Genomic DNA, 24,835 nt, shown 5'->3' on the forward strand with positions numbered 1-24,835 from the left:
CTGGACACCACCAGTCTGGACGCGGAGTACTGGTACACCAACCTCCGCCAACCGGTGCGCTTCGAACCGGTCGTCCGCGCCCTGCTCGCCGACGGGCACGACGCCTTCATCGAGTGCACCCCGCACCCGGTGCTCACCACCGCCGTCGAGGAGACCGCCGAGGACGCCGACGCCCAGGCTCTGGTGGTGGGTTCGCTGCGGCGGGACGAGGGCGGCCCGCGGCGGATGCTGTTGTCGTTGGCTCAGGCGTACACCCGCGGTGTCCCCGTCGACTGGGACACCCTCCTGGCCGACGCCCCGGTAGTGGACCTGCCCACCTACGCCTTCCAGCACCAGCGGCTCTGGTTGCGGAACGGGTCCGCCGGCGGCGATGTGCGCTCCGCGGGCCTCCAGGCCGCCGAGCATCCGCTGCTGGGCGCCGCGCTGCCGCTGGCCGGGGACGGCGAACGGGTGCTGACCGGCCGTATCTCGGTGGAGTCGCACCCCTGGCTGGCCGACCACGCCGTCTGGGACACCGTGCTGGTCCCCGGCACCGCCCTGGTGGAACTGGCGATCCACGCCGGTGACCAGGTGGGCTGCCCGCTGCTCGACGAGCTGACCCTGCGGGCCCCGCTGGTAATCCCGGACCAGGGCGGCGTCCACCTCCAGATGTCGGTCGGGGCGCCCGACGAGGCGGGCCGCCGGCCGCTCACCCTGCACTCGCGGTCCGAGCAGGCCACCGGTGACGCCCCGTGGACCTGCCACGCCACCGGCCTCCTCGCCCCCGGCGGGCAGCCGCCCGGCTGGGACCTCAAAGCCTGGCCGCCGCCCGGCGCCGACCCGGTGGACCTGGCCGGCCGGTACGAACGCCTCGCGGCCGACGGCCTGGGCTACGGTCCGGTGTTCCAGGGCCTGCGGGCCGCCTGGCGGCGCGGTGACGAGGTGTTCGCCGAGGTGGCACTGGAGCCCGGCGCGCACGAGGACGCCGCGCGCTTCGGACTGCACCCCGCGCTGCTCGACGCGGCACTGCACGCTGCCACCCTGCGCACCGGGAACGAGGTGCGGCTCCCGTTCTCCTGGACCGGTGTGACCCTGCACGCCACCGGAGCCACCGCGCTGCGGGTACGGCTGACGGCGGCCGGGACCGACGCCGTCGCCCTGGCGGTGGCCGACGGCGCCGGCGAGCCGGTGGCCTCGGTGGAGTCCCTGGTGAGCCGCCCGGTCTCCCCGGAGCAGGTGCGTGCCGCCGGGGACGACGGCGACCCGCTGCTCGGCGTGGAGTGGACCGAGCCGGTGACCGCGGCCCACGCGGCGGCGGCCCCCGGCGCCGGGACGGGCGGCTGGGCACTGCTCGGCGCCGACCCGCTGCGGCTGGCCACCGGGCTTACCGCCGCGGGCCACGAAGTGACCGGCTACCCCGACCTCGACGCCCTGGCGGACGCGGTGGCGGCCGGCCGGCCGGCGCCCGGGACGGTGCTGCTCACCTGCCGGGACGCGGACCCGGACCGCACCGCGGGCGGTGCCGGCACCCCCGACCTCGCCCGGGCCGTACGCGCGGCCACCCACCGCACCCTGTCCGTGCTGCGCTCCTGGCTGGCCGACGAGCGGTTCGCCGGGTCCCGGCTGGTCCTGGTCACCCAGGGCGCGGTGGCCGCGGCCCCGGGCGAGCCGGTGGCCGACCTGGCGCACGCCCCGGTGTGGGGCCTGGTGCGGTCCGCGCAGACGGAGAACCCGGACCGGTTCGTCCTGCTCGACCTCGACCGGCGTGCCGACTCCGCGGCCGCCCTGCACCTCGCCGTGGCCACCGGAGAGCCCCAGCTCGCGGTGCGCGCCGGGAAACCGCTGGCGCCCCGCCTGGTACGGGCCGACTCCGGGCCGGCACTGGGGCCCGCACCGCAGGACACCGGCTGGCGGCTGGACGTCACCAGCAAGGGAACCCTGGAGAACCTCGCCCTCCTCCCGTACCCCGAGGCGACCCGGCCGCTGGAGCCGGGCCAGGTGCGGCTCTCGGTCCGCTCCGCCGGGATGAACTTCCGCGACGTGCTGCTCGCGCTCGGCATGGTCGACCAGGAGACCATGGGCGGCGAGGCCGCCGGCGTCGTCCTGGAGGTCGGCCCCGGTGTCACCGGCCTCGCCCCGGGCGACCGCGTCATGGGCATGGTGCCGGGCGCCTTCGGACCGGTCATCGTGGTCGACCGCCGCCTGGTCTTCCCGCTGCCCGCGGACTGGACCTTCACCGAGGGCGCCACGGTGCCCATCGCCTTCCTCACCGCCTACTACGGACTGGTGGACCTGGCCGGCCTGCGCCCCGGCGAATCGGTGCTGATCCACGCCGCCACCGGCGGGGTGGGCATCGCCGCCGTCCAGCTCGCCCGCCACCTGGGTGCCGAGGTGTACGTGACGGCCGGCCCCGCGAAGTGGGACACGCTGCGCGCCATGGGCATCGAGGAGGACCGCATCGCCTCCTCGCGCTCCCTGGACTTCGAGGAGCGCATCCGCGCCGCCACCGGCGGCCGGGGCGTCGACGTGGTCCTCAACTCCCTCGCCAACGAGTTCGTGGACGCCTCGCTGCGCCTGCTCGCCGACGGCGGGCGGTTCATCGAGATGGGCAAGACCGACATCCGCGACCCGCAGGCCGTCACCGCGGACCACCCGGCCGTCGAGTACCAGTGGTTCGACCTCATCGAGGCCGGTCACGACCGCATCGGCGAGATGCTCGAAGAACTGATGGCCCTCTTCGGCAGCGGCGCCCTGCGGCCGCTGCCCGCCGCCGCCTGGGACGTGCGGCGCGCCCCGGAGGCGTTCCGCCACATGAGCCAGGCGCGGCACGTCGGCAAGCTGGTCCTGACCGTCCCGCAGCGACCCGACCCGGACGGCACCGTACTGATCACCGGCGGCACCGGAGTGCTCGGCGGCCTGGTCGCCCGGCAGCTGGTCCAGCGGCACGGCACCCGCCACCTGCTGCTGCTCAGCAGGCAGGGTCCGGGCACCGGACGCGCCGCCGCACTCGCCGACGAACTCACCGCCCTCGGCGCCCGGGTGACGGTCACCGCGTGTGACGCCGCCGACCCGGACGCGCTGGCCGCGGTGCTGGACGCGATACCGGCCGAGCACCCGCTGACCGCCGTGGTGCACGCCGCGGGCGTCCTCGACGACGGGGTCATCGCCTCCCTCACCCCGGAACAGGTCGACACGGTGCTGCGCCCCAAGGTCGACGCGGCGTGGCACCTGCACCGGCTGACCGCCCACCTCGACCTCGCCGCGTTCGTGATGTTCTCCTCCTCGGCCGCGACCCTCGGCGGCGGCGGCCAGGGCAACTACGCGGCGGCCAACGCGTTCCTGGACGCCCTGGCCCAGCACCGCAGGTCCCACGGCCTGCCCGGACTCTCGGTGGCCTGGGGACTGTGGGAGCAGGCCAGCGGCATGACCGGACACCTGGCCGAGGCCGACCTGACGCGGATGCGCCGCTCCGGGATCACACCGCTGTCCGACGAGGACGGGCTGGAGCTGTTCAGCGCGGCCCTCACCGCCGACCGGCCGCTCCAGGTGGCGATGGGACTGGACGTCGCCGCCCTGCGCGCCGCGAGCGGACCGGCGGGCACGGTGCCGGCGCTGCTGCGCGGCCTGGTGGGCCCGCCCGCCCGGCGGTCCGCCGAGAACACCGGCGGGGCGGGCGGTGAGCAGGCCCTGGCCCGCCGGCTGGCCGGCCTGAGCCAGGCCGAACGGGACCGGGCGCTGCTCCAGCTCGTCCGGGAACACGCGGCCACCGTGCTCGGCCACGCCTCACCCCAGGCCATCCACCCCGAACAGCCCTTCAAGCAGCTCGGTTTCGATTCGCTGACCTCGGTGGAACTGCGCAACCGGCTGAGCGCCGCCACCGGCCTGCGGCTGCCCGCCACCATGGTCTTCGACCATCCGACGCCCACCGCCCTGGCCGGGCTGCTGCGCTCCCGGCTCGCCCCCGGCGAGGCCGCCGCGCCCGAACTCCCGGACGACGCCGTCCGGGAACTGCTGGGCCGGATCACGCCGGAGCGGCTGCGTGCGGCAGGGCTGCTCGACGCCCTGCTGCGCCTGGCCGACGACGGCCCGGCCGGCCCGGCGGGCGCCGGCGGTGACGGCGGGACCCCTCATCACGACGCCGACGGCATCGACGGCATCGACGACATCGACGAGGTCGACGACCTGGGCCTGGACGAACTGGTCGACATGGCCCTCGACGGCACGGACTTGTGAAGCGCGCCCGCACGAGCGCGCGGACCTGCGGAGACGACGGGACACGGGACGACATGGCAGCATCAGACGAGAAGGTCCTCGAGGCCCTGCGGGCATCGGTCAAGGAGACCAAGCGACTCCGCCGGGAGAACCGGCAGCTCACCGAGGCGATGCGGGAACCGGTCGCCATCGTGGGCATGGCCTGCCGCTTCCCCGGCGACGTCCGGTCGCCGGAGGACTTCTGGCGGCTCCTCGCCCGGGGCGGCGACGCCATCGGCGAGTTCCCCGACGACCGGGGCTGGGACGTGGCCGGACTGTACGACCCGGACCCCGACCGGCTCGGCAAGAGCTACGTCCGGCACGGCGGCTTCGTCCGGGACGCGGACCGCTTCGACGCCGAGTTCTTCGGCATCAGCCCGCGCGAGGCACAGGCGATGGACCCGCAGCAGCGGCTGCTGCTGGAGACCTCCTGGGAGGCGTTCGAACGCGCCGGCATCGACCCGGGAGCGGTGCGCGGCAGCCGGACCGGGGTCTTCGTCAGCGCGGCACCGCTCGGCTACGCCACCGGCGACCAGACCTCCGACGGCGCCGAGGGGTACCGGCTGACCGGCACCACCGTCAGCGTCGCCTCGGGCCGGCTGTCCTACGTGTTCGGCCTGGAGGGCCCCGCGGTCACCGTCGACACCGCCTGCTCCTCGTCGCTGGTCGCCCTCCACCTGGCCTGCCGTTCGCTGCGGCTGGGCGAGTGCTCGATGGCACTGGCCGGGGGGTCGGCGGTGATGGCCGCGCCGCACATGTTCGTGGAGTTCAGCCGGCAGCGCGGCCTCGCCCCGGACGGCCGGTGCAAGGCGTTCTCCGGGTCCGCCGACGGCACCTCCTGGGGCGAGGGGGCGGGCATCCTGCTGCTGGAACGGCTCTCCGACGCCCAGCGCAACGGCCACCCGGTGCTGGCCGTGGTCCGCGGCTCGGCGGTCAACCAGGACGGCGCGTCCAACGGGCTCACCGCGCCCAGCGGCCCGGCCCAGCAGCGGGTGATCCAGGAGGCGCTGGCCGACGCCCGGCTGGCGGCCGACCAGGTCGACGCGGTGGAGGCGCACGGCACCGGCACCACCCTGGGCGACCCCATCGAGGCACAGGCGCTGCTGGCGACCTACGGCCAGGGGCGGCCGCAGGACCGTCCGCTGTGGCTGGGGTCGGTGAAGTCCAACATCGGCCACACGCAGCTCGCCGCCGGCGCCGCCGGTGTGATCAAGATGGTGCTGGCGATGCGGCACGGGGTGCTGCCGCGCACCCTGCACGTGGACGAACCCACCCCGCACGTGGACTGGTCGGCCGGGGCGGTGGAACTGCTGACCGAGGCCCGGGACTGGCCGGAGACCGGACGTCCCCGCCGGGCAGCGGTCTCCTCGTTCGGCATCAGCGGCACCAACGCCCACGTCATCCTCGAACACCCCGGCGCCGGGGCCCCGGTCGCCCCGGCGGACGGGGACACCGGCGGCGCCGCCCTCCCCGGGGACCCGGACGCCCCCGCGGCGGCCGACCCGGCCGGTGCGGCGGGCGGCCCGGACGACCCGGACGAGGCGGACGGCCCGGACGCCGGCCCGGTCCCACTGCTGTGGCCGGTCTCCGCACGCGACGCCGAGGCGCTCGGCGCCCAGGCCGCGCGACTGCGCGACGCCGTGCAGCGGAACCCGGACTGGCGACCGCGGGACATCGGCTGGTCACTGGCGACCACCCGGGCCGCGCTGGAACACCGGGCCGTGGTGCTGGGCAGCGGACGGGAGGAGATGCTCGCCGGGCTGGACGCCCTGAGCAGCGGCCGGAGCGCCCCCGGCGTCGTCCGGGACAGCACCGCCCAAGGCGGCTCGGTCGGCTTCCTCTTCACCGGCCAGGGCGCTCAGCGGGCGGGTGCCGGACGCGACCTCTACCAGTGGTCCGAGGTGTTCGCCCGGGCGCTGGACGAGGTGTGCGAACCCTTGTCGGCACGCCTGGGCCACCCGCTGCGCGACATCCTCTTCGCCTCCCCGGACACCCCCGAGGCCGCCCTGCTGGACCGGACCGCCTTCACCCAGGCGGGGCTCTTCGCCCTGGAGGTGGCGCTGTTCCGGCTGGTCGAATCCTGGGGGGTGCGCCCCGACTTCCTGCTCGGCCACTCGGTCGGCGAACTGGCCGCCGCGCACGTCGCCGGAGCCCTCGGCCTGGAGGACGCGGCCACCGTGGTGGCGGCCCGCGGCAGCCTGATGCAGGACCTGTCGCCCGGCGGCGCGATGGTGGCGCTCCAGGCGACCGAGGAGGAGGTCACGGCCCTGCTGGCGGGTGCCCCCGGTGAGCGGGCGAGCATCGCGGCCGTCAACGGACCCACCGCGGTCGTCCTCTCGGGCGACGAGGAGACGGTGCTCGGCATCGCCGACAAGCTCCGCGCCGACGGCCGCAAGACCAAGCGGCTTCAGGTCAGCCACGCCTTCCACTCGCCGCACATGGACCCCGTGCTGGAACCCTTCCGTGCCGCCCTCGGACGGGTCACCTGGCGGGAACCGGCCATTCCGGTGATCTCCAACCTCACCGGCCGCCCCGTCACCGGCGACGAGGCCCGCTCCGCCGAGTACTGGATCCGCCACGTCCGGCACGCCGTACGCTTCCACGACGGCGTACGCCACCTGGTGGACCAGCAGGTCACCACCCTCCTGGAGCTGGGACCGGACGGCGTGCTGTCCGCCATGGCCCAGGACTGCCTCACCGAACACGACCCGGACACCGTGGCGGTACCGCTGCTCCGCCGCGACCAGCCCGAGGCGTTGTCCGTACGCACCGCCCTGGCCCGGCTGTTCGCCCGCGGCGTGCCGGTGGACCGGCGGGCGCTGCCGGCATCCCGCCGCGGCCGCCGCCTGGACCTGCCCACCTACGCCTTCCACCGCACCCGGCACTGGACCACCGCCGCCGCCGACGCGCCGGCCGACGCCACCGGCCTCGGCCTGGACGGCGCCGGCCACCCGCTGCTCGGCGCGGCCGTGACCACGGCCGACGGCGACGGACTGATCCTCACCGGGCGCCTCTCCCAGCACAGCCACGGCTGGCTCGCCGACCACGTGGTGCTCGGCACCGTGGTGGTCCCCGGCACCGCGTACCTGGAACTGGCGCTGCACGCCGCCCGCCAGGTGGGCTGCGACACCGTGGAGGAGCTGACCCAGGAAGCCCCGCTGATCCTCCCCGAACACGGCGCGGTGCGGATCCAGCTCACCGTGGGCGCACCGGACGGCGCCGGCCGCCGGCCGGTCCGCGTCCACTCCCGCCCCGACGAGGACGGTCCGCACCCGTGGACCCGGCACGCCGACGGCCTGCTGTCCGCCGCCGGACCGGACACCTCCGGCACCGGGCCCGGCACCTGGCCGCCGGCCGGCGCCGCCCCGGTGGACATCCGCGACTTCTACCCCTCGGTCGTCGAGGACGGCTTCGCCTACGGGCCCGCCTTCCGCGGGCTGCGCGCGCTGTGGCGCTCGGGCGAGGAGACCTGCGCCGAGGTCGTGCTGCCCGAGGACACGCCCGCCGACGGCTACGGCGTCCACCCGGCGCTGCTCGACGCGGCGCTCCACGCCGGCCTGGTCGGCAACACCGGCGACCAGGTGCGGCTGCCCTTCGCCTGGAGCGGCGTCCGCCTGCACACCGCGGGGGCGACCGTGCTGCGGGTGCGGACCGCGCCCATCGGCCCGGACACCATCGCCCTGACCGTGACCGACGCCGCGGGCGAGCCGGTCGCCTCGGTCGCCTCGCTGCGCGCCCGCCCGGTGTCCCTGGCCCAGCTCCAGGCCGCCGGCCGGCGCGGCCAGGACGCCCTGTACCAGCTCGGCTGGACCCCCGTACCGCACGGGGATCCGGCCGCGGCGGACGCCGGCCGGGACTGGGTGCTGCTCGGGCCCGGCCCCGACGGGCCCGAGACCGGCACCAGCGCACCCGACGGCGCACCGGCCAACCACTACCCGGACCTCGGCGCGCTGGCCGAGGCGGTCACCGCGGGCCGCCCGGTGCCCGACGCGGTCCTGCTGAGCCCCGCCGCCACCGCCGCCGGCGACGGTCTCCCGCACACCGCCCACCAGGCCGTCCACCGCACCCTGGCGGGGCTGCGCGACTGGCTCGCCGACGACCGGTTCGCCGCCTCCCGCCTGGTGGTGGTCACCCGGGGCGCGGTCGCCACCGGCACCGACGACCCGGCCGTCGACCCGGCCGCGGCCCCGGTGTGGGGCCTGGTCCGGGCCGCCCAGGCCGAACACCCCGGCCGGTTCGTCCTGCTGGACCTCGACGAGGACCGGCGGACCCCGTCCGGACTTCCGGACCTCGACCCGGACGAACCCCAGCTGGCCGTCCGCGGGACCACCGTGCTGGCCCCCCGGCTGGCGCCGGTCCGCCCCGCCGCGCCGGGCACCGGGCCCGGCGAGCCCGCCCTCGACCCGGACGGCACCGTGCTGGTCACCGGCGGCACCGGGGCCCTCGGCACCCTCCTGGCCCGCCATCTGGTGGCGGTCCACGGCGTGCGGCACCTGCTGCTGCTCAGCCGCCGCGGACCGGACGCCGACGGGGCGGCCGCGCTCCGGGACGAACTCGCCGCGCTCGGTGCCGACGTGACCCTGACCGCCTGCGACGTCGCGGACCGGACGGCGCTCGCCGAGGCGCTGGCATCGGTACCCGCCGCACACCCGCTGACCGCGGTGGTGCACGCCGCGGGCGTGGTGGACGACGCCGTCGTCGCGCAGCTGACCCCGGAGCGGGCCGACGCCGTACTGGCGGCCAAGGCCGACGCCGCCTGGCACCTGCACGAACTCACCCGGGACCGTGAGCTGGCCGCGTTCGTGCTGTTCTCCTCCGCCGCCGGCACCCTCGGCGGTGCCGGGCAGGGCAACTACGCGGCCGCCAACGTGTTCCTGGACGCGCTCGCCCGGTACCGGGCGGACCGGGGGCTGCCCGGCCTCTCCCTCGCCTGGGGTCTGTGGGAGCAGACCGGCGGCATGGCGGGCGGACTCGACGCGACCGCCCTGCGGCGGATGCGCCGTTCCGGAGTCCTGCCGCTGTCCGCCGACGACGGCCTGGCCCTCTTCGACGCCGCACTCACCGGCGGGCACCACCTGCTGCTGCCGGTACGCCTCGACCTCGCCGCCCTGCGCGCCGCTCCCGGAGAGGTCCCGCCGCTGCTCCGCGGCCTGGTCCGGGCCCCCGGGGCCACCGCCCCGGCGGCCGGTGCCGAGGTCCCGGAGCTGGGCCGGAAGCTCGCCGGGCTGCCCCCGGCGAAGCAGGAGGAACTGCTGCTGGACGTGGTCCGCACCCAGGTCGCGCAGGTGCTCGGCCACACGGCGGCCCAGGCCGTCGCCCCCGACCGGGCCTTCGACGACCTCGGCTTCGACTCGCTGACCGCCGTCGAACTCCGCAACCGGCTAACCGCGGCGACCGGCCTGCGGCTCCCCACGACCCTGATCTTCGACCACCCCACCTCCGCGGCACTCGCCCGCCATCTGCGCACCGCGCTGCCCCGGGACGGGGCCCCGGCCGTCAACCCGGTACTGGAGGAACTGGACAAACTGGAAGCCGCACTCGCCGGGGTCGGGGACGACGACCCGGACCAGGTACGGATCGCCAACCGGCTGCGTGCCCTGGCGGCCCGGTGGGGCGAGCAGCGCGGCACGACGACGACGGCGGCGGCCGACACCGCCGCCGACGATCTGGAAGCCGCGGGCGACGACGAGGTCTTCGACTTCATCGCGAACGAACTCGGCATCTCCTGACCGCCGACGGGCGACCCGCGGGCGCGGCCCGCGGCCGCGTCCGCCCACCCGCCGTGACGGCGGCCGCACCCGCACCGGGCGCGGCCGCCGTCGCGGCCGTTTTCCGGCTTCCGCGGCGCCGCGTCCGCCGGGGAGTCGTCGCGGAGCACGCGGGTAGACGTCCGGCCTGCCCGCCGGTGAGCCGGACGGGCGACCCGGGCGCGCGGCCCCGTGCCGCATCCCCACCCGGCCGCCCCCCTTGGCTACCGTCCCCAGCAAGCTCCGGGGCGGCCGTCGGGCAGGCCGGCGCAAGGACGGAAACGAAAGGAAGACCCGTGTCCACCAAGGTGTCCGACCTCATCCTCCGGCGGCTGCGCGAGTGGGGCGTCGAGCACGTCTTCGGCTACCCCGGCGACGGCATCAACGGGCTGCTGGCCGCCTGGGGACGCGCCGCCGACCGGCCCGAGTTCATCCAGGCCAGGCACGAGGAGATGGCCGCCTTCCAGGCCGTCGGATACGCCAAGTTCTCCGGGCGGGTCGGCGTGTGCGCGGCGACCTCGGGGCCCGGCGCGATCCACCTCCTCAACGGCCTGTACGACGCCAAACTCGACCACGTCCCGGTGGTGGCGATCGTCGGGCAGACCGACCGCAGCGCCATGGGCGGCTCCTACCAGCAGGAAGTCGACCTGCACAGCCTGTTCAAGGACGTCGCGGCGGACTTCTGCGAAACGGTGACCGTGCCCGAGCAACTGCCCAACGTCCTGGACCGCGCGCTGCGCACCGCGTACGCCCGGCGGACCGTCACCGCCCTGATCGTCCCCGGGGACGTCCAGCAACTCGAGTACAGCCCGCCCGCCCACGCCTTCAAGATGGTCCCCTCCAGCCTCGGCGTGTCCGGGTACGCGCCACTGCCCGCCCAGCAGGACGTGGCGCGCGCCGCACAGGTCCTCAACGACGGCGAGAAGGTCGCGATCCTGGTGGGCCAGGGGGCGCGCGGCGCACGGACCCAGGTGGAGGCGGTCGCCGAGACGCTCGGCGCCGGGGTGGCCAAGGCGCTCCTGGGCAAGGACGTGCTCCCCGACGGGATGCCCTGGGTCACCGGCGCGATCGGGCTGCTGGGCACCCGGCCGAGCTATGAGCTGATGCGGGACTGCGACACGCTCCTGGTGATCGGCTCCAGCTTCCCGTACAGCCAGTTCCTGCCGGAGTTCGACCAGGCGCGGGCCGTGCAGATCGACATCGACCCGTTCATGGTCGGCCTCCGCTACCCCTTCGAGGTCAACCTGGTCGGAGACGCCGCAGCGACGCTGGACATGCTGCTGCCGCTGCTGCGGCGGAAGAAGGCGCGCAAGTGGCGGGAGCGGGTGGAGTCGAACGTGGCCCGCTGGTGGCAGGTGATGGAGCGCCGGGCCGCGGTCTCCGCCGACCCCGTCAACCCGGAGTACGTGGTGCACGCGCTGGACGCCCTGCTGCCCGACGACGTGATCCTCACCGCCGACTCCGGCTCCGCCGCCAACTGGTACGCGCGCCACCTGCGGATGCGGGGCTCGATGCGCGGGTCGCTCTCCGGCACCCTGGCCACCATGGGGCCGGGGGTGCCGTACGCGATCGGCGCCAAGTTCGCCCACCCCGACCGCCCCGCCCTCGCCCTCGTCGGCGACGGCGCCATGCAGATGAACGGCCTGGCGGAGCTGGTCACGGTCGCCAAGTACCGGCAGCGGTGGAGCGACCCGCGGCTGATCGTCGCGGTGCTGAACAACCAGGACCTGAACCAGGTCACCTGGGAGATGCGCGCCATGTCCGGCGCCCCGGAGTTCGAGCCCTCCCAGCGGCTGCCCGACGTGCCGTACGCGGACTTCGCCACCTCCATCGGCCTGCTGGGCATCCGCGTGGAGAAGCCGGACGACGTCGAGGACGCCTGGCGCCGGGCCCTCGCCGCCGACCGGCCCTGTGTGCTGGACTTCCGTACCGACCCCGACGTCCCGCCGATCCCGCCGCACGCCACCTGGGACCAGATCGAGGCGGCCGCCGCCGCGATCGTCCGGGGCGACCCGCACCGCGCCGGAGTCCTCCGGCAGGGCGTCAAGGCGAAGATCCAGGAGATGCTGCCCGGCGGCCGGCGCCGCGAGCACTGACCGACCGCCCGGCAGCCCGCCGCCGGTCGGCGCCCGGCAGCCCACGCCGCCGCCACCGTCCGCGCCCCGACGCCGCCGGACCGGCACCCGGCCGGTGCCCCGGGCCCCGCACGGGGCCGGGCACCGGCCGCTAAGCGGTCCAGCCCAGCAGCGGTTCCTGCCGCTCCGGCGCGCGCAGATGCGCCAGCGCCTGCTTCTCCAGCTGGCGCACCCGCTCCCGGGTCAGCCCCACCTGGTCCGCGATCTGCTGGAAGGTGTGCGACCGGCCGTCGTGCAGCCCGTACCGGAGACTGAGGATCATCGCCTCGCGGGGCGACAGCGTGCCGATGGTGGCCCGCAGATCCTCCGCGAGCGCCCGGAACTCCACCACCTCCGGTGCCTGGAGGGCCTCGGAGTCCTCGATCAGATCCCCGACCACCGTCTCGCCGTCCTCGCCGACCGGGGTGTCCAGACTGATGGCCTCCCGGCCCACCCGGCGCAGCTCGACCACCTTCTCGGCGGTGAAGCCGCTCTCGGCGGCCACCTCCTCGGCGGTCGGTTCCCGGCCCAGCGCCAGCTGCAGCCGCCGCTCGATCCGGCCCACCTTGGAGAGGTCCTCCACCACATGGGCCGGCAGCCGGACCGTCCGGGCGTGCTGCGCCAGGCCGCGGTCGATGCCCTGGCGGATCCACCAGGTGGCATAGGTGGAGAACTTGTATCCCTTGGCGTAGTCGAACTTCTCCACCGCCCGCATCAGGCCCAGATTGCCCTCCTGCACCAGGTCGAGGAAGGGCAGGCCGCGGCGGCTGTACTTCTTGGCGACCGAGACCACCAGCCGCAGGTTGGCGCGGATCATGTGGTCCTTGGCGTGCCGGCCGTCCCGCGCCGCGGCCTCCAGCTCCCACCGGCGGTCCGGGGGGAGTTCGTGCCGGTCCGCCTCCGCCTCCCGCAGCAGCTCGTCGGCGTACACCCCGGCCTCGATGCGTTTGGACAGCTCCACCTCCTGCTCGGCCGTGAGCAGCGGGGTGGCCCCGATCTGGTCCAGATAGCGGCGGACCAGATCCGGGTCCTCATGCGGTTCACGCGGCTCCGCGCGACGGCGCGCGGCGGTCTGGGACGGCATCGTCATCGGCCTCCATCGGCGTGGCGGAGACCCTGCCGCGCGGCCCGCGCGGCCGGCATCCCGGCGGCCTCCGCACCACCCCCCACCCTACGCCCGCCCCAGGGCCCCGCCCGGGGGCGGCGGGGGGCGGTGCGGGGCGGCGGGGACGCCGGTGCCGGTACGGCCCCGGTGGTCAGGACGGCTTCAGCGGGTCGTGGCCGATGTCCATCAGCCGGCGGCGCCAGTCCGCCCCGCCGGCCCGCGGCTCCAGTCCCGCGTCGCGCTGGGTGCGCACGACCTCACACACCCGCCGCATGACCTCCGCGTCGTCCTCGGTGAGGTCCGTGCGGCGTTTGCCGAGGATCTCCAGGACCCGCCGCCCGGCGGGCGGACCGGCCTGATCCGGGGTCTCCTCGGCGACCTCGCCCGCTGCCTGGACGTTCAGCCATTCCTGCAGCTCGCGGGAGGTCATGTTGACGACCGTGTGGAACTCGTCCCACAACTCCGTGCTGACCTGCGCTGCCATGACGGTGTCTCCGTGACTGCTGTCGAATGCTGCTGGACCGCGGCTCCCCGGCCGCTGCCCGCCCGCGTCCCGGACGGCCCGTCGTCGGTGACCCGGCGCCCGTGCGCGCCGCCGGGTTCGGGCACGGCGTCCAGTTCCTCTCCGCATCCGGGTTTCCGCGCGGTGCGGGGGCAAACCCGGGTGCGGCGCCGCAGGTGGGGCGGCATGCCCAGGCGGGCTCCCGCGGGGGCGCGCCGCGATCGGTCGCCGCCGGACCGGTGCGTCCGGGCGGAAGGGGGAACCCGTCCGGCATGACGCAGCGAAACTCTGAACCCCGGAACCCGGACACCCCCGAACCCCGGCCCGGCCAGCGGGTCCCGCCGGGGGAGACCCCGCCGGGCGAGTCCAGCATGTCCGGTGCGGGACCCCGGGAGTCGTACAACCCGACCAAGGGCTGGACCAAGGGGCCGACGGTGGTCATCTGGCTGATCGTGCTCTGCTTCGCGGTGTTCTGCGTGGCCTACGCCCTGGCCCTGTGAGCCGCTCCCGGCGGCCCTCTCCGGCGGCCCGCCACGCGGCCGTGGCGGGCCCGTCCGCCATGCCTGCGCGCGCCGCCGGGCCGCTGAGCGCCGCCGGGCACTCCGCCGTCGGGCCGGGCGGATCCGCGGGGCCTCAGCCGATGTACCGCCGGGCCTCGGAGTGCACCTGGGAATCCTGGGCGGTTCCACCGGCCGCGCCAGGGTGTGCAGCAGATCGGTACGGCGGTCGTGCGTGATGACCACGACGGTCGTCCGGTCGTCCGTCCGGCCGGCCCGGTGCTCCGGGCCGGTCATGCCTGCGACTCCAGCAGCCGGAGGCGGCGCTCCAGCCGGGGCGGCGCGGGGCGGCGGCTGCCGAGCGCCGCGGGCAGCAGCCGCACCGCCTCGGCCAGCGCTCGCCGCGCGGCCGGGTCCCGGCGGCTGTCGGCGGCCAGCCGCGCGGTGGCCGCCAGCGCACTCCGCGGCGGGCGGCGCAGCCAGGCGGTGAGCAGGGCGTTGCGCCGCACCCGCGCCTCCCGGCCGGGCCGCGGGCCGGTGTGCGGGGCGTGGTGGGCCACCACGTCGGGGCAGTGCGCGACGCCCCAGCCGTACGTTTCGAGGTCGATGGCGAGCAGCGACTCCTCACCGCCCACGCCGAGCAGCGGGTGGAAGCCGCCCGCCTGGAGATAGGCCGCCCGCCGGGCCACCGCCGCGCAGGCCAGGAAGCCGAGCACGGAGCGGCCGGGCAGATCGGGCTCGCGGCCCAGTGGCGAGTTCCGCAGCAGGCTGTTCAGCGGGTCGGGCCGTTCCTCGGCGCCGACCAGCACGGTGGCCGACAGCAGCCCCAGCCGGGGGTGCGCGTCGAGCAGCCGCGCGGCACGTCCCAGCGAGCCCGGTTCCCACCAGGAGTCGTCGTCACTGAAGGCGACGTAGCGGGTGCGGAGGGCCGCGGCGCCCAGGGTGCGGCCGGCGGCCGCGAGATTGCGCCCCGGGCTGAGCACGCGGACCGCCGGGTACCGTGCGCGCACCGCCTCGGCGGTGCCGTCCCGCGAGGCGTTGTCCACGACCACCACCACCGGCCGCTCGGGCAGTGCGGTCAGCCGCTCCAGGGTGTGCAGCAGGCTCTGCCGCCGGTCGCGAGTGATCACCACCACGCCCACGGAGGGGCGGCTCACCGCCGACGTGTGCATACCGGCCTCTCTTCCCGGTTCCCGGTTCCTCCGGTTCTCCCGGCCGCTCCGGTTCCGCCGGCCGTTCCGCCGCCAGGTGCCCCGCCTGCGCCGTGAGCCTCCGTTCGCCGGTGCGCCCGCGCCGTACGCCGCCGTTCGCCGGGGCCCGTCCCCGCCGGGCGGACGGGCTCTCCGGGCGGCCAGCCGGGGGCGTATCCCGGAGTACCGCACTCGCGGCGGGTGAAACCTCGGCGCCCCGGCCCCGCCATGCCGCACCGCGCCGTCTCCCCGCCCTGCACCGGTGGCCCGGTCGGAAGGGCCGGGGCGGGCGCGCCGTCGAGGCCGCGCACCCGCCGGACGAGGACCGTGCGTCGAGCCGCGTGCCGACCCCGGTCCGTGGTCCGGGCCGGTTCCGGCGCCGCCGGCCGCGACCGGAGGATGCGGGCCGCGGCCGGAGAATGCGCGGCCGGGAAATGGGGGTGCCGACGGCAGGCGCCGCGTCCGAAGATGCTCATCATGGAATCAACGGAGGACAAGGCGCGGCGGCTGGCCGCGGTGAACGCCTGCGACCGGGTGCTGTCGAGCGGGAAGCGTCCCACGATGCGCGACCGGCTGGCCCAGCTGGGGGAGTACGGCGGCCTGGACGAGCAGCCGGACATGTACGGCGACGGAGTGGTCGCCGAACTGGAGCGGCGGGTGGCGGCCCTGCTGGGCACCGAGGACGCGGCCTTCTTCCCCACCGGGACGATGGCCCAGCAGGTCGCGTTGCGCTGCTGGGCGGGGCGGACCGGCAACCGCACCGTCGCGATCCATCCGCTGGCCCACCCTGAGGTGCACGAGCGCCGCACGCTGTCGGCGCTCGGCGGACTGCGCACCGTGCACCCCACGACCCGGCCCCGGCTGCCGGACGCGGACGAGATCCGCGACTTCGACGAGCCGTTCGGCACCCTGATGCTGGAACTCCCGCTGCGCGACGCCGGGTTCGTCCTGCCCGACTGGGACGGACTGACGGCGACGGTCGCCGCGGCGCGGGAGCGGGACGCCGTGGTGCACTTCGACGGGGCGCGGCTGTGGGAGTGCCCACCGCACTTCGGCCGGCCGCTGCCGGAGATCGCGCAGCTCGCGGACAGTGTCTACGTCTCCTTCTACAAGTCGCTCGGGGGACTGTCCGGCGCGGCCCTCGCCGGGCCCGAGAACCTGCTCGCCGAGGCGAAGGCCTGGCGGCACCGCTACGGCGGGCTGGTCTTCCAGCAGTGGCCGGCCGCCGTGTCGGCGCTGTACGGCCTGGACCACGAGCTGCCCCGGCTGCCGGGGTACGTCGCGCACGCCAAGGTGGTCGCCGCGGCGCTGCGGGAGGCCCTGGAGGGGGAGGTGGCGTTCTTCCGGATCCACCCCGGCGTCCCGCAGACCCACCAGTTCCAGGTCTGGCTCCCGTACCCGACCGAGGTGCTGGACGCGGCCGGGCTGGCCCAGGCGGAGCGGACGCGGACCAGTGTCTTCGGCAAGTGGTTCGACTCGGAGGTGCCGGGTCTCGCGGTGACGGAGATGACGGTCGCCGGCTCGGCGCTGGAGTGGACCGCCCGGGACGTGACCGAGGCGGTCGCCGTCTTCCTGGACCATGTCCTGCGGGAGGCGGAGGCAGCGGGCCGGCATCCCGGACGCTGACCCGGGCCCGGCGCCGGCCCCGGTCCGCCTCCGGGCCCGGCGCCGGCCCCGGTCCGCCTCCGGGCCCGGCGCCGGCCCGGGACCGATTCCGGTCCCGGCCGCGGACGCCGCTCCGGCCGGACCCGGCCCCGGCAGCGGGCCGGGTCAGGGCACCGGCTCGGGTGTCTTCGGGGCCGGCTCCGGACGGGGCAGCGGGGGCCGTGACCCCACCCGCACCTGGGTGACCGCGATCCGCAGTCCGCCGCGCAGCGCCCGGGCCAGTGGGCGTTCGATCCACCGCTGCACCAGCCAGGCTGCGCCCAGCATGCCGCTGACCAGGAGCAGCAGCAGGGCGGGCGGCGGCAGCCGGTCCCCGGTGTGCTCGATCACCACCCAGCCGATCCGTTCGTGGATCAGGTACAGCGGATACGTCAGCGCCCCCGCCGTGGACAGCCACCGCCAGCGGATCCGGCCGGTGTAGCCCAGCGCCACCGCCGCCAGGGCGGCGAAGAACAGCGCCAGCAGTACCGCGGTCGGCCACTGCGGCATGGTGTGTCCGACATAGCCCTCCGCGCGCTCATGAGCGTCCATCAGCAGGTCCTGGGAGACCAGGAAGCATCCGGCGACCACGCCCCACAGCAGGAGGTTCGGTCCGAACCGGTACATCAGGTAGAAGGCGATGCCGGCGATGAAGTACCAGCAGTGGCTCGGCATCACCAGCAGGTCGAGCGCCTCGTTGTCGAGTTCCAGGGCCATGAACCCGGCCACCGCCCACAGCACGCAGAAGGCCAGGGTGCGCCGGTAGTCCAGGCCCTTCCACACCACCAGGGCGAACAGCAGGTAGAAGCGCATCTCCACCCACAGGGTCCAGTACACCCCGTCGACCGGGTCGACGCCCATCGGCTCGTGGAACATGGTCAGGTTGGCGCCCACGTCGCCGAGGGAGAGCGGCTCCGTGCCTGGGGGCGGCCACACCGTCACCACCAGCGCCGTCGCGAGCACCGCGAACCAGTAGGCGGGGTACAGCCGCGCCGCGCGGGACACGCCGAAGTCGCCGACCGACTTCCCCCAGCAGCTCATGCAGATGACGAAGCCGCTGATGAGGAAGAACAGCTGGACCCCGAGCCAGCCGTAGGAGGCCGGCAGGTAGGCGTGCGGGAACAGGTCCTGGACCGGTTCCGGCCAGGCCCCGCTGGCGAAGGCCATGTAGTGGTACGCGACCACCATGAGCGCGGCGAGGATGCGCAGCCCGTCGAGGGCCGCCAGTCGCGGCTCCCGCACGGGTATCAGGTCGTGCTGCGACGGTGGTCTGCCCCTGAACGCTGTGGAACGCAACGGCCCTCCTGGTCTCCCCCGACATATGTCCCTGCCTGCGACGAGGTCGCTGGGGGAAACTACCACGGACCGCTCATTTGCTAAATAACGGTAATAAACGGCAAAGTGGTGCAACCCGCTAGGGTGATCCGGCATCACACCACGGTCACCTCCGGCCGCCTGCCCCGGATCCGGCGCCTCATGCCCGTGCGCGCCGCACAATCTTCCGAACACACGCCGGCCGGTCACCGACGCCGCGGACGGGCCCGCCGAGCGGCCTCCCCGGGTGCCGGCGGGCCGCCGGATACCGTCACACCGTGCTGCTGTTGCTGATGTCCGACACCCATCTGCCGACCCGGGCCAGGGCGCTGCCGCCTCAGCTGCTGGAACAGGTGCCGCGCGCCGATGCGGTGCTCCACGCGGGTGACTGGGTGGACCTCGCCACCCTGGACCTGCTGCGGTCCCGGGCCCGGCGGCTCATCGGGGTGCACGGGAACAACGACGGGCCCGAGCTGCGGGCCCGGCTGCCCGAGGTGGCACGCGCCGAGCTGGGCGGCCTGCGCTTCGGGGTGGTCCACGAGACCGGGCCGGCCCGGGGGAGGGAACGCCGCTGCGCCGATCGGTTCCCCGACCTCGACGTGCTGGTCTTCGGCCACAGCCACATCCCGTGGGACAGCACCGCCGACGACCGGCTGCGGCTGCTCAACCCGGGATCGCCCACCGACCGCCGGCGGCAGCCCTACCGCACCTACATGACGGCGCGGGTGTCGGCCGGCCGGCTCACCGGGGTGGAACTGCACCGGCTGCCCGGCCCCGGCTGACCCCCGCGTCCGGGGCGTGGCGGGACGCGGCCCCGCCACGCCGCCGCCACCGGCGCACCGGGGCGCACCGTGCGTGTGGTGACCGGCCGGGTCCGGCCTCCAATCAGGATGCGATGCGGCGCCCGGGGCACCGGTGACCGGGCCACCGCGGCGGCGGCACCGACGAGGGCCGGGGCCGCGGCGACACCGCTGCCCCGGCCCTCGTCGTGTCCTGCCCGGCCCCGGGGCCTCACCGCCCGCCGCGCCTCCGCCGGGCGGGCGATCGGCGGCCGCGGCCGGCCGGCGAGCTCACTTCGCGGAGGCGGTGAGCCCCTTGCCGGAGTCGGCGGTCAGCGACAGCCGCCGGTCGTCGTGGTCGTAGGAGACCGGCCCGGAGAGCACCGCGCGGACCCGGTTCTCGACCTGCATCACCGCGTCGGGGCACATCTTCCGGGTGCTGGCGATCGGGCCGAACTCGATCCGGCCGTCCTTGACCGTGGCCTCGGAGGTGAAGGTGTTGCAGCCCAGACTGCCGCTCACCTCGCCGCCCTTGCCCAGCCGGAGATGCGCCTTGCCCTCGGTGCCCTGGGGCAGCGACTGGGTGGTCTCCTTGTCGACCAGCCCGTTCACCTGCCAGGTCGTCCCGCGGAGCGGCTTCGCCGGCTTCGGGGGCTTCGCGGTGAGCACGATGCGGTCACCGTCGTCCTGGGTCAGGGTGAGGGTCTTGCCGTCCTCGGAGACCTCGGACTTCAGGTCGCCGGTGAAGACCTCCATGAACCGCTCCTCGAACCGCTGGACCTCGCCCGCGCAGCCCATGGCGGTCAGCGCGGTGTCCCGCACCCGGAGGGTGTCGCCCTCCACCTCGACGTCCGCGCCCAGGTGGTTGCAGCCGGGGACGCCGCCCGACTCGCCACCCTCCGCGCCGTCCTTGCCCGGCTTGAAACTGATGTGGGCGTCGGTCTGCGACGGCAGCCCGTACTTCTTGTCGCCGACGGTGACGGACTGGGGCTCCCATTGGACACCGGTCACAGGTGCGTCGCCGCCCACGGTGTCACTGCTGCCGGTCTCGTTGCCGCAGGCGGCCAGGACCACGGTGCAGGCCAGGGCCGCGGCGGCGGCGTATGTCGCCTTGAAGTGTCGTTTCACGGGGGTGTGACGTGGCCGGGCCGGCACCGGTTCCGTACCCGTCTGCCGTCTGCCGTCTGCCGTCTGCCGTCTGCCGTCTGCCGCCCGCCGTCAGCCGCCCGCCGGGACCGCCGTCCCGCCCCGCCCCCGTGCGGCGCCGCCGGACGGGACCTCGGCGCGCCGCGGGCGGTCCCGGGGGCCGCGGTCCGCTCACCGCGGCCCCGGCCCCCGGCACGGGCACCTACTCGGTCAGGTCCAGCGCGGCCCGGACGATGCTGTCGGCGTCGATCTCGTGGTAGCGGTAGACGTCCTCCAGGGACCCGGACTGGCCGAACCGGGTCACTCCCAGGGTGCGGCTCGGCACCTGGTTGACGGTGGCGAGGAAGGCCAGCGTGTGCGGATGCCCGTCCACCACGGTGACCAGCGGTGTGGCCCGGGACGCCGGGAAGGCGTGGTCGAGGATCCAGCTGTTGCCGGCCTCCTGTCCGTGGCGGGCCCGCAGCGCCTGGTGCAGCAGGCCCGGGCTGGTCACGCACACCACGTCCGCCGGGGTGCCGGCCTGCTCCAGCCGGTCGGCCGCCGTCAGCGCCTCGGTCATCATCGCGCCCATGGCCGCGATGGTGACCTTCGCCCCCTCCCGGCGGCGCAGCGCGTAGGCGCCCGCGACGACCTGGCGGCGCCGGCGTTCACGGCCCGCCGGGTCGGCCGGCACCGCGGCCAGGGCCTGGTCGACCGGCCTGGTGGACAGCCGCAGATACGCGGAGCCGCCGTCCGGCCGGCCCAGCCGGGCGAGACAGGCCAGCAGCGCCCACTCGACGTCGAGGGCGAACGCCGGCTCGTAGGTGACGCAGCCGGGCTGCTCGATGCCCAGTGAGGGGGTGGTGATCGACTGGTGGGCGCCGCCCTCCGGAGCCAGCGTCACGCCGGACGGGGTGCCGACCAGGATCGACTGGCCGCCGGCGTAGATGCCGAATGACCACGGCTCCAGCGCCCGCTGGACGAACGGGTCGTACATCACCCCGATGGGCAGCAGCGGTTCGCCCCACCGGCTCCAGGTGGCCCCCAGCTCGCCGAGCAGGCCGACCAGGTTGGTCTCCGCGATGCCCAGTTCGATGTGCTGCCCGGAGGGCTTCTCCCGCCAGTGCAGGATCGTCTCGGCGTCGTCGGCGAACCAGTTCACCCGTTCGGCCGTCGACCAGACGCCGACCTTGTTGACCCAGCCGCCCAGGTTCGTCGAGGAACTGACGTCCGGGCAGACCGTGACCACCCGCCGGGCGGCCTCCGGTGCCTCCCGGGTGAGGTCGAGCAGCGCCCGCCCCAGCGCGGCCTGGGTGGTGGCCACCCCGGTCGGCGTCCGGCCGATGTCGACCGGCAGCTCCGGCACGGGCGGCACCGCGGGCTGCCGCCGAGCCAGCCGGTCCGCCGTCCGGGCACACAGCTCGGCGGCCGCGGAGCCGGCCGGGAAGCGGGCCCAGGGCCGCCGCGGATCGGCGCCGACCCGCTCCGCCAGCTCCTCCATCTGCTCCGTGGTCAGCAGCGACGAGTGGTTCTGCGGATGCCCCTGGGTGGGCAGGCCGTAGCCCTTCACGGTGTAGGCGAAGATCACCGTGGGCCGGTCGTCGTCGATCGCGGTGAAGGCGGCGTCGAGCGCGGCCAGGTCGTGCCCGCCGAGGTTGCGGACCGCCCGCAGCACGGTGGTGTCGTCGAGCTCCGCCAGCAGCCGGGCGATCGCCTCGGCGCCGGGGCCGTCACCGGGCAGCCGCCGCCGCAGCTCCTCCGCGGGGCAGCGCAGCAGCCGCTGGTACTCGGGGTTCGGCATGGCGTCGATCCGCGCCCGCAGCGCGTCCCCGCCCGGCCGGGTGAACAGCTCCTCCAGCAGCCGGCCGTACTTGACGTTCAGCACCTGCCAGCCGGCCGCGGCGAACATTCCCTGTAGCCGGTCGGCGGCGATGACCGGCACCACCCGGTCCAGCGACTGACGGTTCAGGTCCACGATCCAGACCAGCTCGCCGAGTTCGGTCACCGCCGGGTCCAGGACGGCCTCCCAGACCGCGCCCTCGTCGAGTTCGGCGTCGCCCACCAGCGCGTACTGCCGGCCCCGGTAGCCCCCGGCGGTGGTGTCCGACACATAGCGGCGGGCCAGCGCACCCCAGATGGTGGCGGTCGCGCCGATGCCCACCGACCCGGTCGAGTAGTCCACCGGGTCCGGGTCCTTGGACCGGCTCGGGTAGCTCTGCAGTCCGCCGAACTCACGCAGCGTCGTCAGGTAGGACTCGTCCAGCGTGCCGAGCAGGTAGTTGAGCGAGTGGAGCACCGGAGAGGCGTGCGGCTTCACCGACACCCGGTCCTCCTGGCGCAGGTGCCGGAACCACAGCGTGGACATGATGGACACCATGGACGCGGACGACGCCTGATGGCCGCCGACCTTCAGCCCCGAGGGATTGGGGCGCACCCGGTTCGCGTGGTGCACGATCGCACTGGACAGCCACAGCACGCGCTGTTCCAGTTCGCCCAGCACGTCGAACCGGTCGGCGTCGACCTGCCCGGGGCCGGTCTGGCCGGTGCCGGACTGCTGCCTGAGGGGGGTTGCGCTGGTCATGGACTGACGGGCCTCCAGGGACACGTCACCACCCCGGCGAAGGGGCGGCGACCTTCAGGATGCGATGCCCCGAGCGGCACTTCGGGCTCAGTGCGGCGTGAGGGCGGGCGACGCGCCGATCGCATCACGGCCGACCGGCACTCCATGCTCCTCGTAGGCACTTGGTGCATATGAGGACAGCATGGCTCGTTGATGTGCACAAGAGCAGCGATGATATTTGCGCAGAATGCTCAACCGCCCGTCGCCCCGAACCGTCATGGAGTGCACTGTGCCCAGTGGCCGCAAGATCGACCCGACCGACGCCCGACTGCTGCTCGCGCTCGTCGATCAACCGCGCGCGACCACCGTCGCCCTCGCCGACCGGGCCGGGCTCTCCCGCAACACCGTGCAGGCACGCCTCACCGGACTCGAACAGCACGGCGCGCTGACCTCGTTCGAGCGCTGCGTCGACCCGGCTTCCCTGGGCTATCCGCTGACCGCGTTCATCACCACCCAGGTCACCCAGCGCAGGATGGACAGCGTGGCGACCGCCCTGGAAGAGATCCCCGAAGTGCTCCAGGTGCACGGCCTCAGCGGGCAGACCGACCTGCTGGTGCACGTGGTCGCCAAGGACGCCGACGACCTGTACCGGGTCGCCGACCAGATCCTCGACATCCCGGGCGTCGAGCGCACCAACACCGCGCTGGTCATGCGGCAGCTCGTCGACTACCGCATCGCCCCGCTGCTGCGCCGCGCCGCCGCGCCGCGGTGAGCGCGGGCCCGGGTAACGGGGGCGGGTGCGGGGCCGCGGGGGACCGGACATCGCGCCGCGCGCGTTCGTCCGGCTGCCCGACGCCGGCTCACCGGGACGGCACCGGCCGCGGCGCCGCGGGCCGCCGGGCAACGGGAGAGCGGCGACTCCACCGAGGGCCCGGTGTCCAGCCCGGCCGTGCGCGGCGGGGTGGTCGCCGGGAGCGCCACCCCGCCGCGCACGGCCGGGAAACAGGGGTCGGCACCGAACGCCGTACCCCTTCGCGGAGCTGACGGAGCGCCGGCCGCGGGTCTGGCGCGGCCAGGAGACCGCGGTCGGGACCGCCGACCCGCTCCGCGGTCGGCCCCGCGCGGCGGCCCGGGGTCCCGCGCGCCCCGCTTCGCCGGACGCCGGGCCCGGTACCCGGCGTGCCGGCGTCGTCCGGTCGGCGCGCCGCCAACGGACGGACGCGGGGAGAGCCGGCGTGCGCGGCGCGGCGGCTGAGGCGGCGCCCCGGCCGGGGCTCACTCCTCCGCGGGCAGATGGGAGGTGTCGCCGAAGACGCGCAGCCGGAGCCGTCCCTCGTCCGGGGTCCAGCGGGTCACGGAGGCGTTGGGCACCGGTGGCAGGTCTCCCGGCACCGGAGCGCCGACCCCGGCGATGACCTGGCGCAGGGCGGCGACCACGGCGTCATGGGCCACCACGAGCACCTCGCCGCCGCCCGCGACGGCGTCCAGCCGGGCGAGGAGGTCGCCGACCCGCAGGGCCACATCGGCGTGTGACTCACCGCCCGGTGGCCGGTAGAACCACTCGCCCACCCGCGCACGCCGGCGCGCCTCCAGCGGCGCCTCCGCCTCGATGGCCACCGGGGTGAGGAGTTCGAAGACCCCCATCTCGCGGTCGCGCAGCCGTGCGTCGGTGACCGCCCGCGGGGCCGGGCACCCCAGCCGCGCCGCTTCCTCGGCCATGATCGACCAGGTCTGCCGGGCCCGCCGGTACGGGGAGCAGACCACCAGGTCCGGGCGGTGCGCGGGGGCCAGCCGGGCCAGCCGGCAGCCGAGCGCCGCCGCCTGCCGGGCGCCCCGCTCGGTGAGCGGCACCTCGGCGTCGGCGTAGGGCGGCGGGGTGTCCACGGCACCGGTCCGGGCCGCCGCCGCGAAGCGGACGTTGCCCAGGCTCTCGCCGTGCCGCACCGCGGTGAGCCCGCGCAGCGGGGATGGGGCCGTCAGCGGTTCGTCCCAGGACACGGCCGGGCCTCCTCACCCGTCGGTGGACGT

General features: G+C 75.5%; 14 protein-coding genes. 7 read left to right on the top strand and 7 right to left on the bottom strand.

Annotation, left to right across the window (positions count from 1 at the left end):
- From ACH4B3_RS31860 to ACH4B3_RS31870, 3 genes are all read left to right on the top strand, one after another.
- The coding region (locus ACH4B3_RS31860) for an SDR family NAD(P)-dependent oxidoreductase (protein WP_398468829.1) at window positions 1-4,212 on the top strand (4,212 nt) is incomplete at its 5' end.
- 53 nt (window positions 4,213-4,265) lie between these two features.
- Complete coding sequence (locus ACH4B3_RS31865) at window positions 4,266-9,959, top strand: type I polyketide synthase (RefSeq protein ID WP_398468831.1); 5,694 nt, start codon at window positions 4,266-4,268, stop codon at window positions 9,957-9,959.
- A gap of 314 nt (window positions 9,960-10,273) precedes the next feature.
- Window positions 10,274-12,073 (top strand): thiamine pyrophosphate-requiring protein, encoded by a 1,800-nt coding sequence (locus ACH4B3_RS31870; RefSeq protein ID WP_398468833.1) that lies wholly within the window; start codon window positions 10,274-10,276, stop codon window positions 12,071-12,073.
- A gap of 130 nt (window positions 12,074-12,203) precedes the next feature.
- On the opposite strand, the gene ACH4B3_RS31875 is transcribed toward ACH4B3_RS31870, so the two are convergent.
- On the bottom strand, window positions 12,204-13,181 hold the full coding sequence (locus ACH4B3_RS31875) for a sigma-70 family RNA polymerase sigma factor (protein WP_398468835.1): 978 nt from the start codon (window positions 13,179-13,181) through the stop codon (window positions 12,204-12,206).
- A 166-nt stretch (window positions 13,182-13,347) separates the two neighbouring features.
- Window positions 13,348-13,680, bottom strand: a complete 333-nt coding sequence (locus ACH4B3_RS31880) for a DUF3140 domain-containing protein (RefSeq protein ID WP_398468837.1) — start codon at window positions 13,678-13,680, stop codon at window positions 13,348-13,350.
- A 290-nt stretch (window positions 13,681-13,970) separates the two neighbouring features.
- Between ACH4B3_RS31880 and ACH4B3_RS31885 the strand changes: the two genes are divergently transcribed.
- Window positions 13,971-14,198, top strand: coding sequence for a DUF6480 family protein (locus tag ACH4B3_RS31885; protein ID WP_398468839.1), 228 nt, complete (start codon window positions 13,971-13,973; stop codon window positions 14,196-14,198).
- A 290-nt stretch (window positions 14,199-14,488) separates the two neighbouring features.
- Here the strand turns inward: ACH4B3_RS31885 and ACH4B3_RS31890 are convergent, their stop codons facing one another.
- Complete coding sequence (locus ACH4B3_RS31890) at window positions 14,489-15,367, bottom strand: glycosyltransferase family 2 protein (RefSeq protein WP_398468841.1); 879 nt, start codon at window positions 15,365-15,367, stop codon at window positions 14,489-14,491.
- Window positions 15,368-15,853: 486 nt separating this feature from the next.
- On the opposite strand from ACH4B3_RS31890, the gene ACH4B3_RS31895 reads away from it, so the two are divergent.
- A complete protein-coding gene (locus ACH4B3_RS31895; protein ID WP_398468843.1) occupies window positions 15,854-17,011 on the top strand; it encodes a threonine aldolase family protein in 1,158 nt (385 codons plus the stop codon).
- A gap of 144 nt (window positions 17,012-17,155) precedes the next feature.
- On the opposite strand, the gene ACH4B3_RS31900 is transcribed toward ACH4B3_RS31895, so the two are convergent.
- Window positions 17,156-18,325 carry an acyltransferase family protein gene (locus ACH4B3_RS31900; protein ID WP_398468844.1) on the bottom strand — a complete coding sequence of 390 codons (1,170 nt, stop codon included), beginning with the start codon at window positions 18,323-18,325 and terminating at the stop codon, window positions 17,156-17,158.
- A 296-nt stretch (window positions 18,326-18,621) separates the two neighbouring features.
- On the opposite strand from ACH4B3_RS31900, the gene ACH4B3_RS31905 reads away from it, so the two are divergent.
- On the top strand, window positions 18,622-19,125 hold the full coding sequence (locus ACH4B3_RS31905; protein ID WP_398468846.1) for a metallophosphoesterase family protein: 504 nt from the start codon (window positions 18,622-18,624) through the stop codon (window positions 19,123-19,125).
- A gap of 288 nt (window positions 19,126-19,413) precedes the next feature.
- On the opposite strand, the gene ACH4B3_RS31910 is transcribed toward ACH4B3_RS31905, so the two are convergent.
- Both ACH4B3_RS31910 and ACH4B3_RS31915 read right to left on the bottom strand, forming a co-directional pair.
- Window positions 19,414-20,250, bottom strand: a complete 837-nt coding sequence (locus ACH4B3_RS31910; protein WP_398468848.1) for an META domain-containing protein — start codon at window positions 20,248-20,250, stop codon at window positions 19,414-19,416.
- Window positions 20,251-20,470: 220 nt separating this feature from the next.
- Window positions 20,471-22,828 (bottom strand): transketolase-like TK C-terminal-containing protein, encoded by a 2,358-nt coding sequence (locus tag ACH4B3_RS31915; protein ID WP_398468850.1) that lies wholly within the window; start codon window positions 22,826-22,828, stop codon window positions 20,471-20,473.
- 256 nt (window positions 22,829-23,084) lie between these two features.
- Between ACH4B3_RS31915 and ACH4B3_RS31920 the strand changes: the two genes are divergently transcribed.
- A complete protein-coding gene (locus tag ACH4B3_RS31920; RefSeq protein ID WP_398468852.1) occupies window positions 23,085-23,579 on the top strand; it encodes an Lrp/AsnC family transcriptional regulator in 495 nt (164 codons plus the stop codon).
- 503 nt (window positions 23,580-24,082) lie between these two features.
- Here the strand turns inward: ACH4B3_RS31920 and ACH4B3_RS31925 are convergent.
- The gene (locus ACH4B3_RS31925) at window positions 24,083-24,805 is read right to left on the bottom strand and encodes a histidine phosphatase family protein (protein WP_398468854.1); all 723 of its coding nucleotides are present in this window, start codon (window positions 24,803-24,805) and stop codon (window positions 24,083-24,085) included.
- Window positions 24,806-24,835 lie beyond the last annotated feature (30 nt).

It is taken from the genome of Streptomyces sp. NPDC018031 (assembly GCF_044327625.1).
GTDB lineage: Bacteria > Actinomycetota > Actinomycetes > Streptomycetales > Streptomycetaceae > Streptomyces.

Coding starts and splice junctions, on each gene's coding strand:
- ACH4B3_RS31880 (WP_398468837.1), bottom strand. CDS start 13,680: ATGGCAGCGCAGGTCAGCACGGAGTTGTGGGACGAGTTCCACACGGTC.
- ACH4B3_RS31875 (WP_398468835.1), bottom strand. CDS start 13,181: ATGACGATGCCGTCCCAGACCGCCGCGCGCCGTCGCGCGGAGCCGCGT.
- ACH4B3_RS31915 (WP_398468850.1), bottom strand. CDS start 22,828: ATGACCAGCGCAACCCCCCTCAGGCAGCAGTCCGGCACCGGCCAGACC.
- ACH4B3_RS31885 (WP_398468839.1), top strand. CDS start 13,971: ATGACGCAGCGAAACTCTGAACCCCGGAACCCGGACACCCCCGAACCC.
- ACH4B3_RS31920 (WP_398468852.1), top strand. CDS start 23,085: ATGGAGTGCACTGTGCCCAGTGGCCGCAAGATCGACCCGACCGACGCC.
- ACH4B3_RS31890 (WP_398468841.1), bottom strand. CDS start 15,367: ATGCACACGTCGGCGGTGAGCCGCCCCTCCGTGGGCGTGGTGGTGATC.
- ACH4B3_RS31895 (WP_398468843.1), top strand. CDS start 15,854: ATGCTCATCATGGAATCAACGGAGGACAAGGCGCGGCGGCTGGCCGCG.
- ACH4B3_RS31865 (WP_398468831.1), top strand. CDS start 4,266: ATGGCAGCATCAGACGAGAAGGTCCTCGAGGCCCTGCGGGCATCGGTC.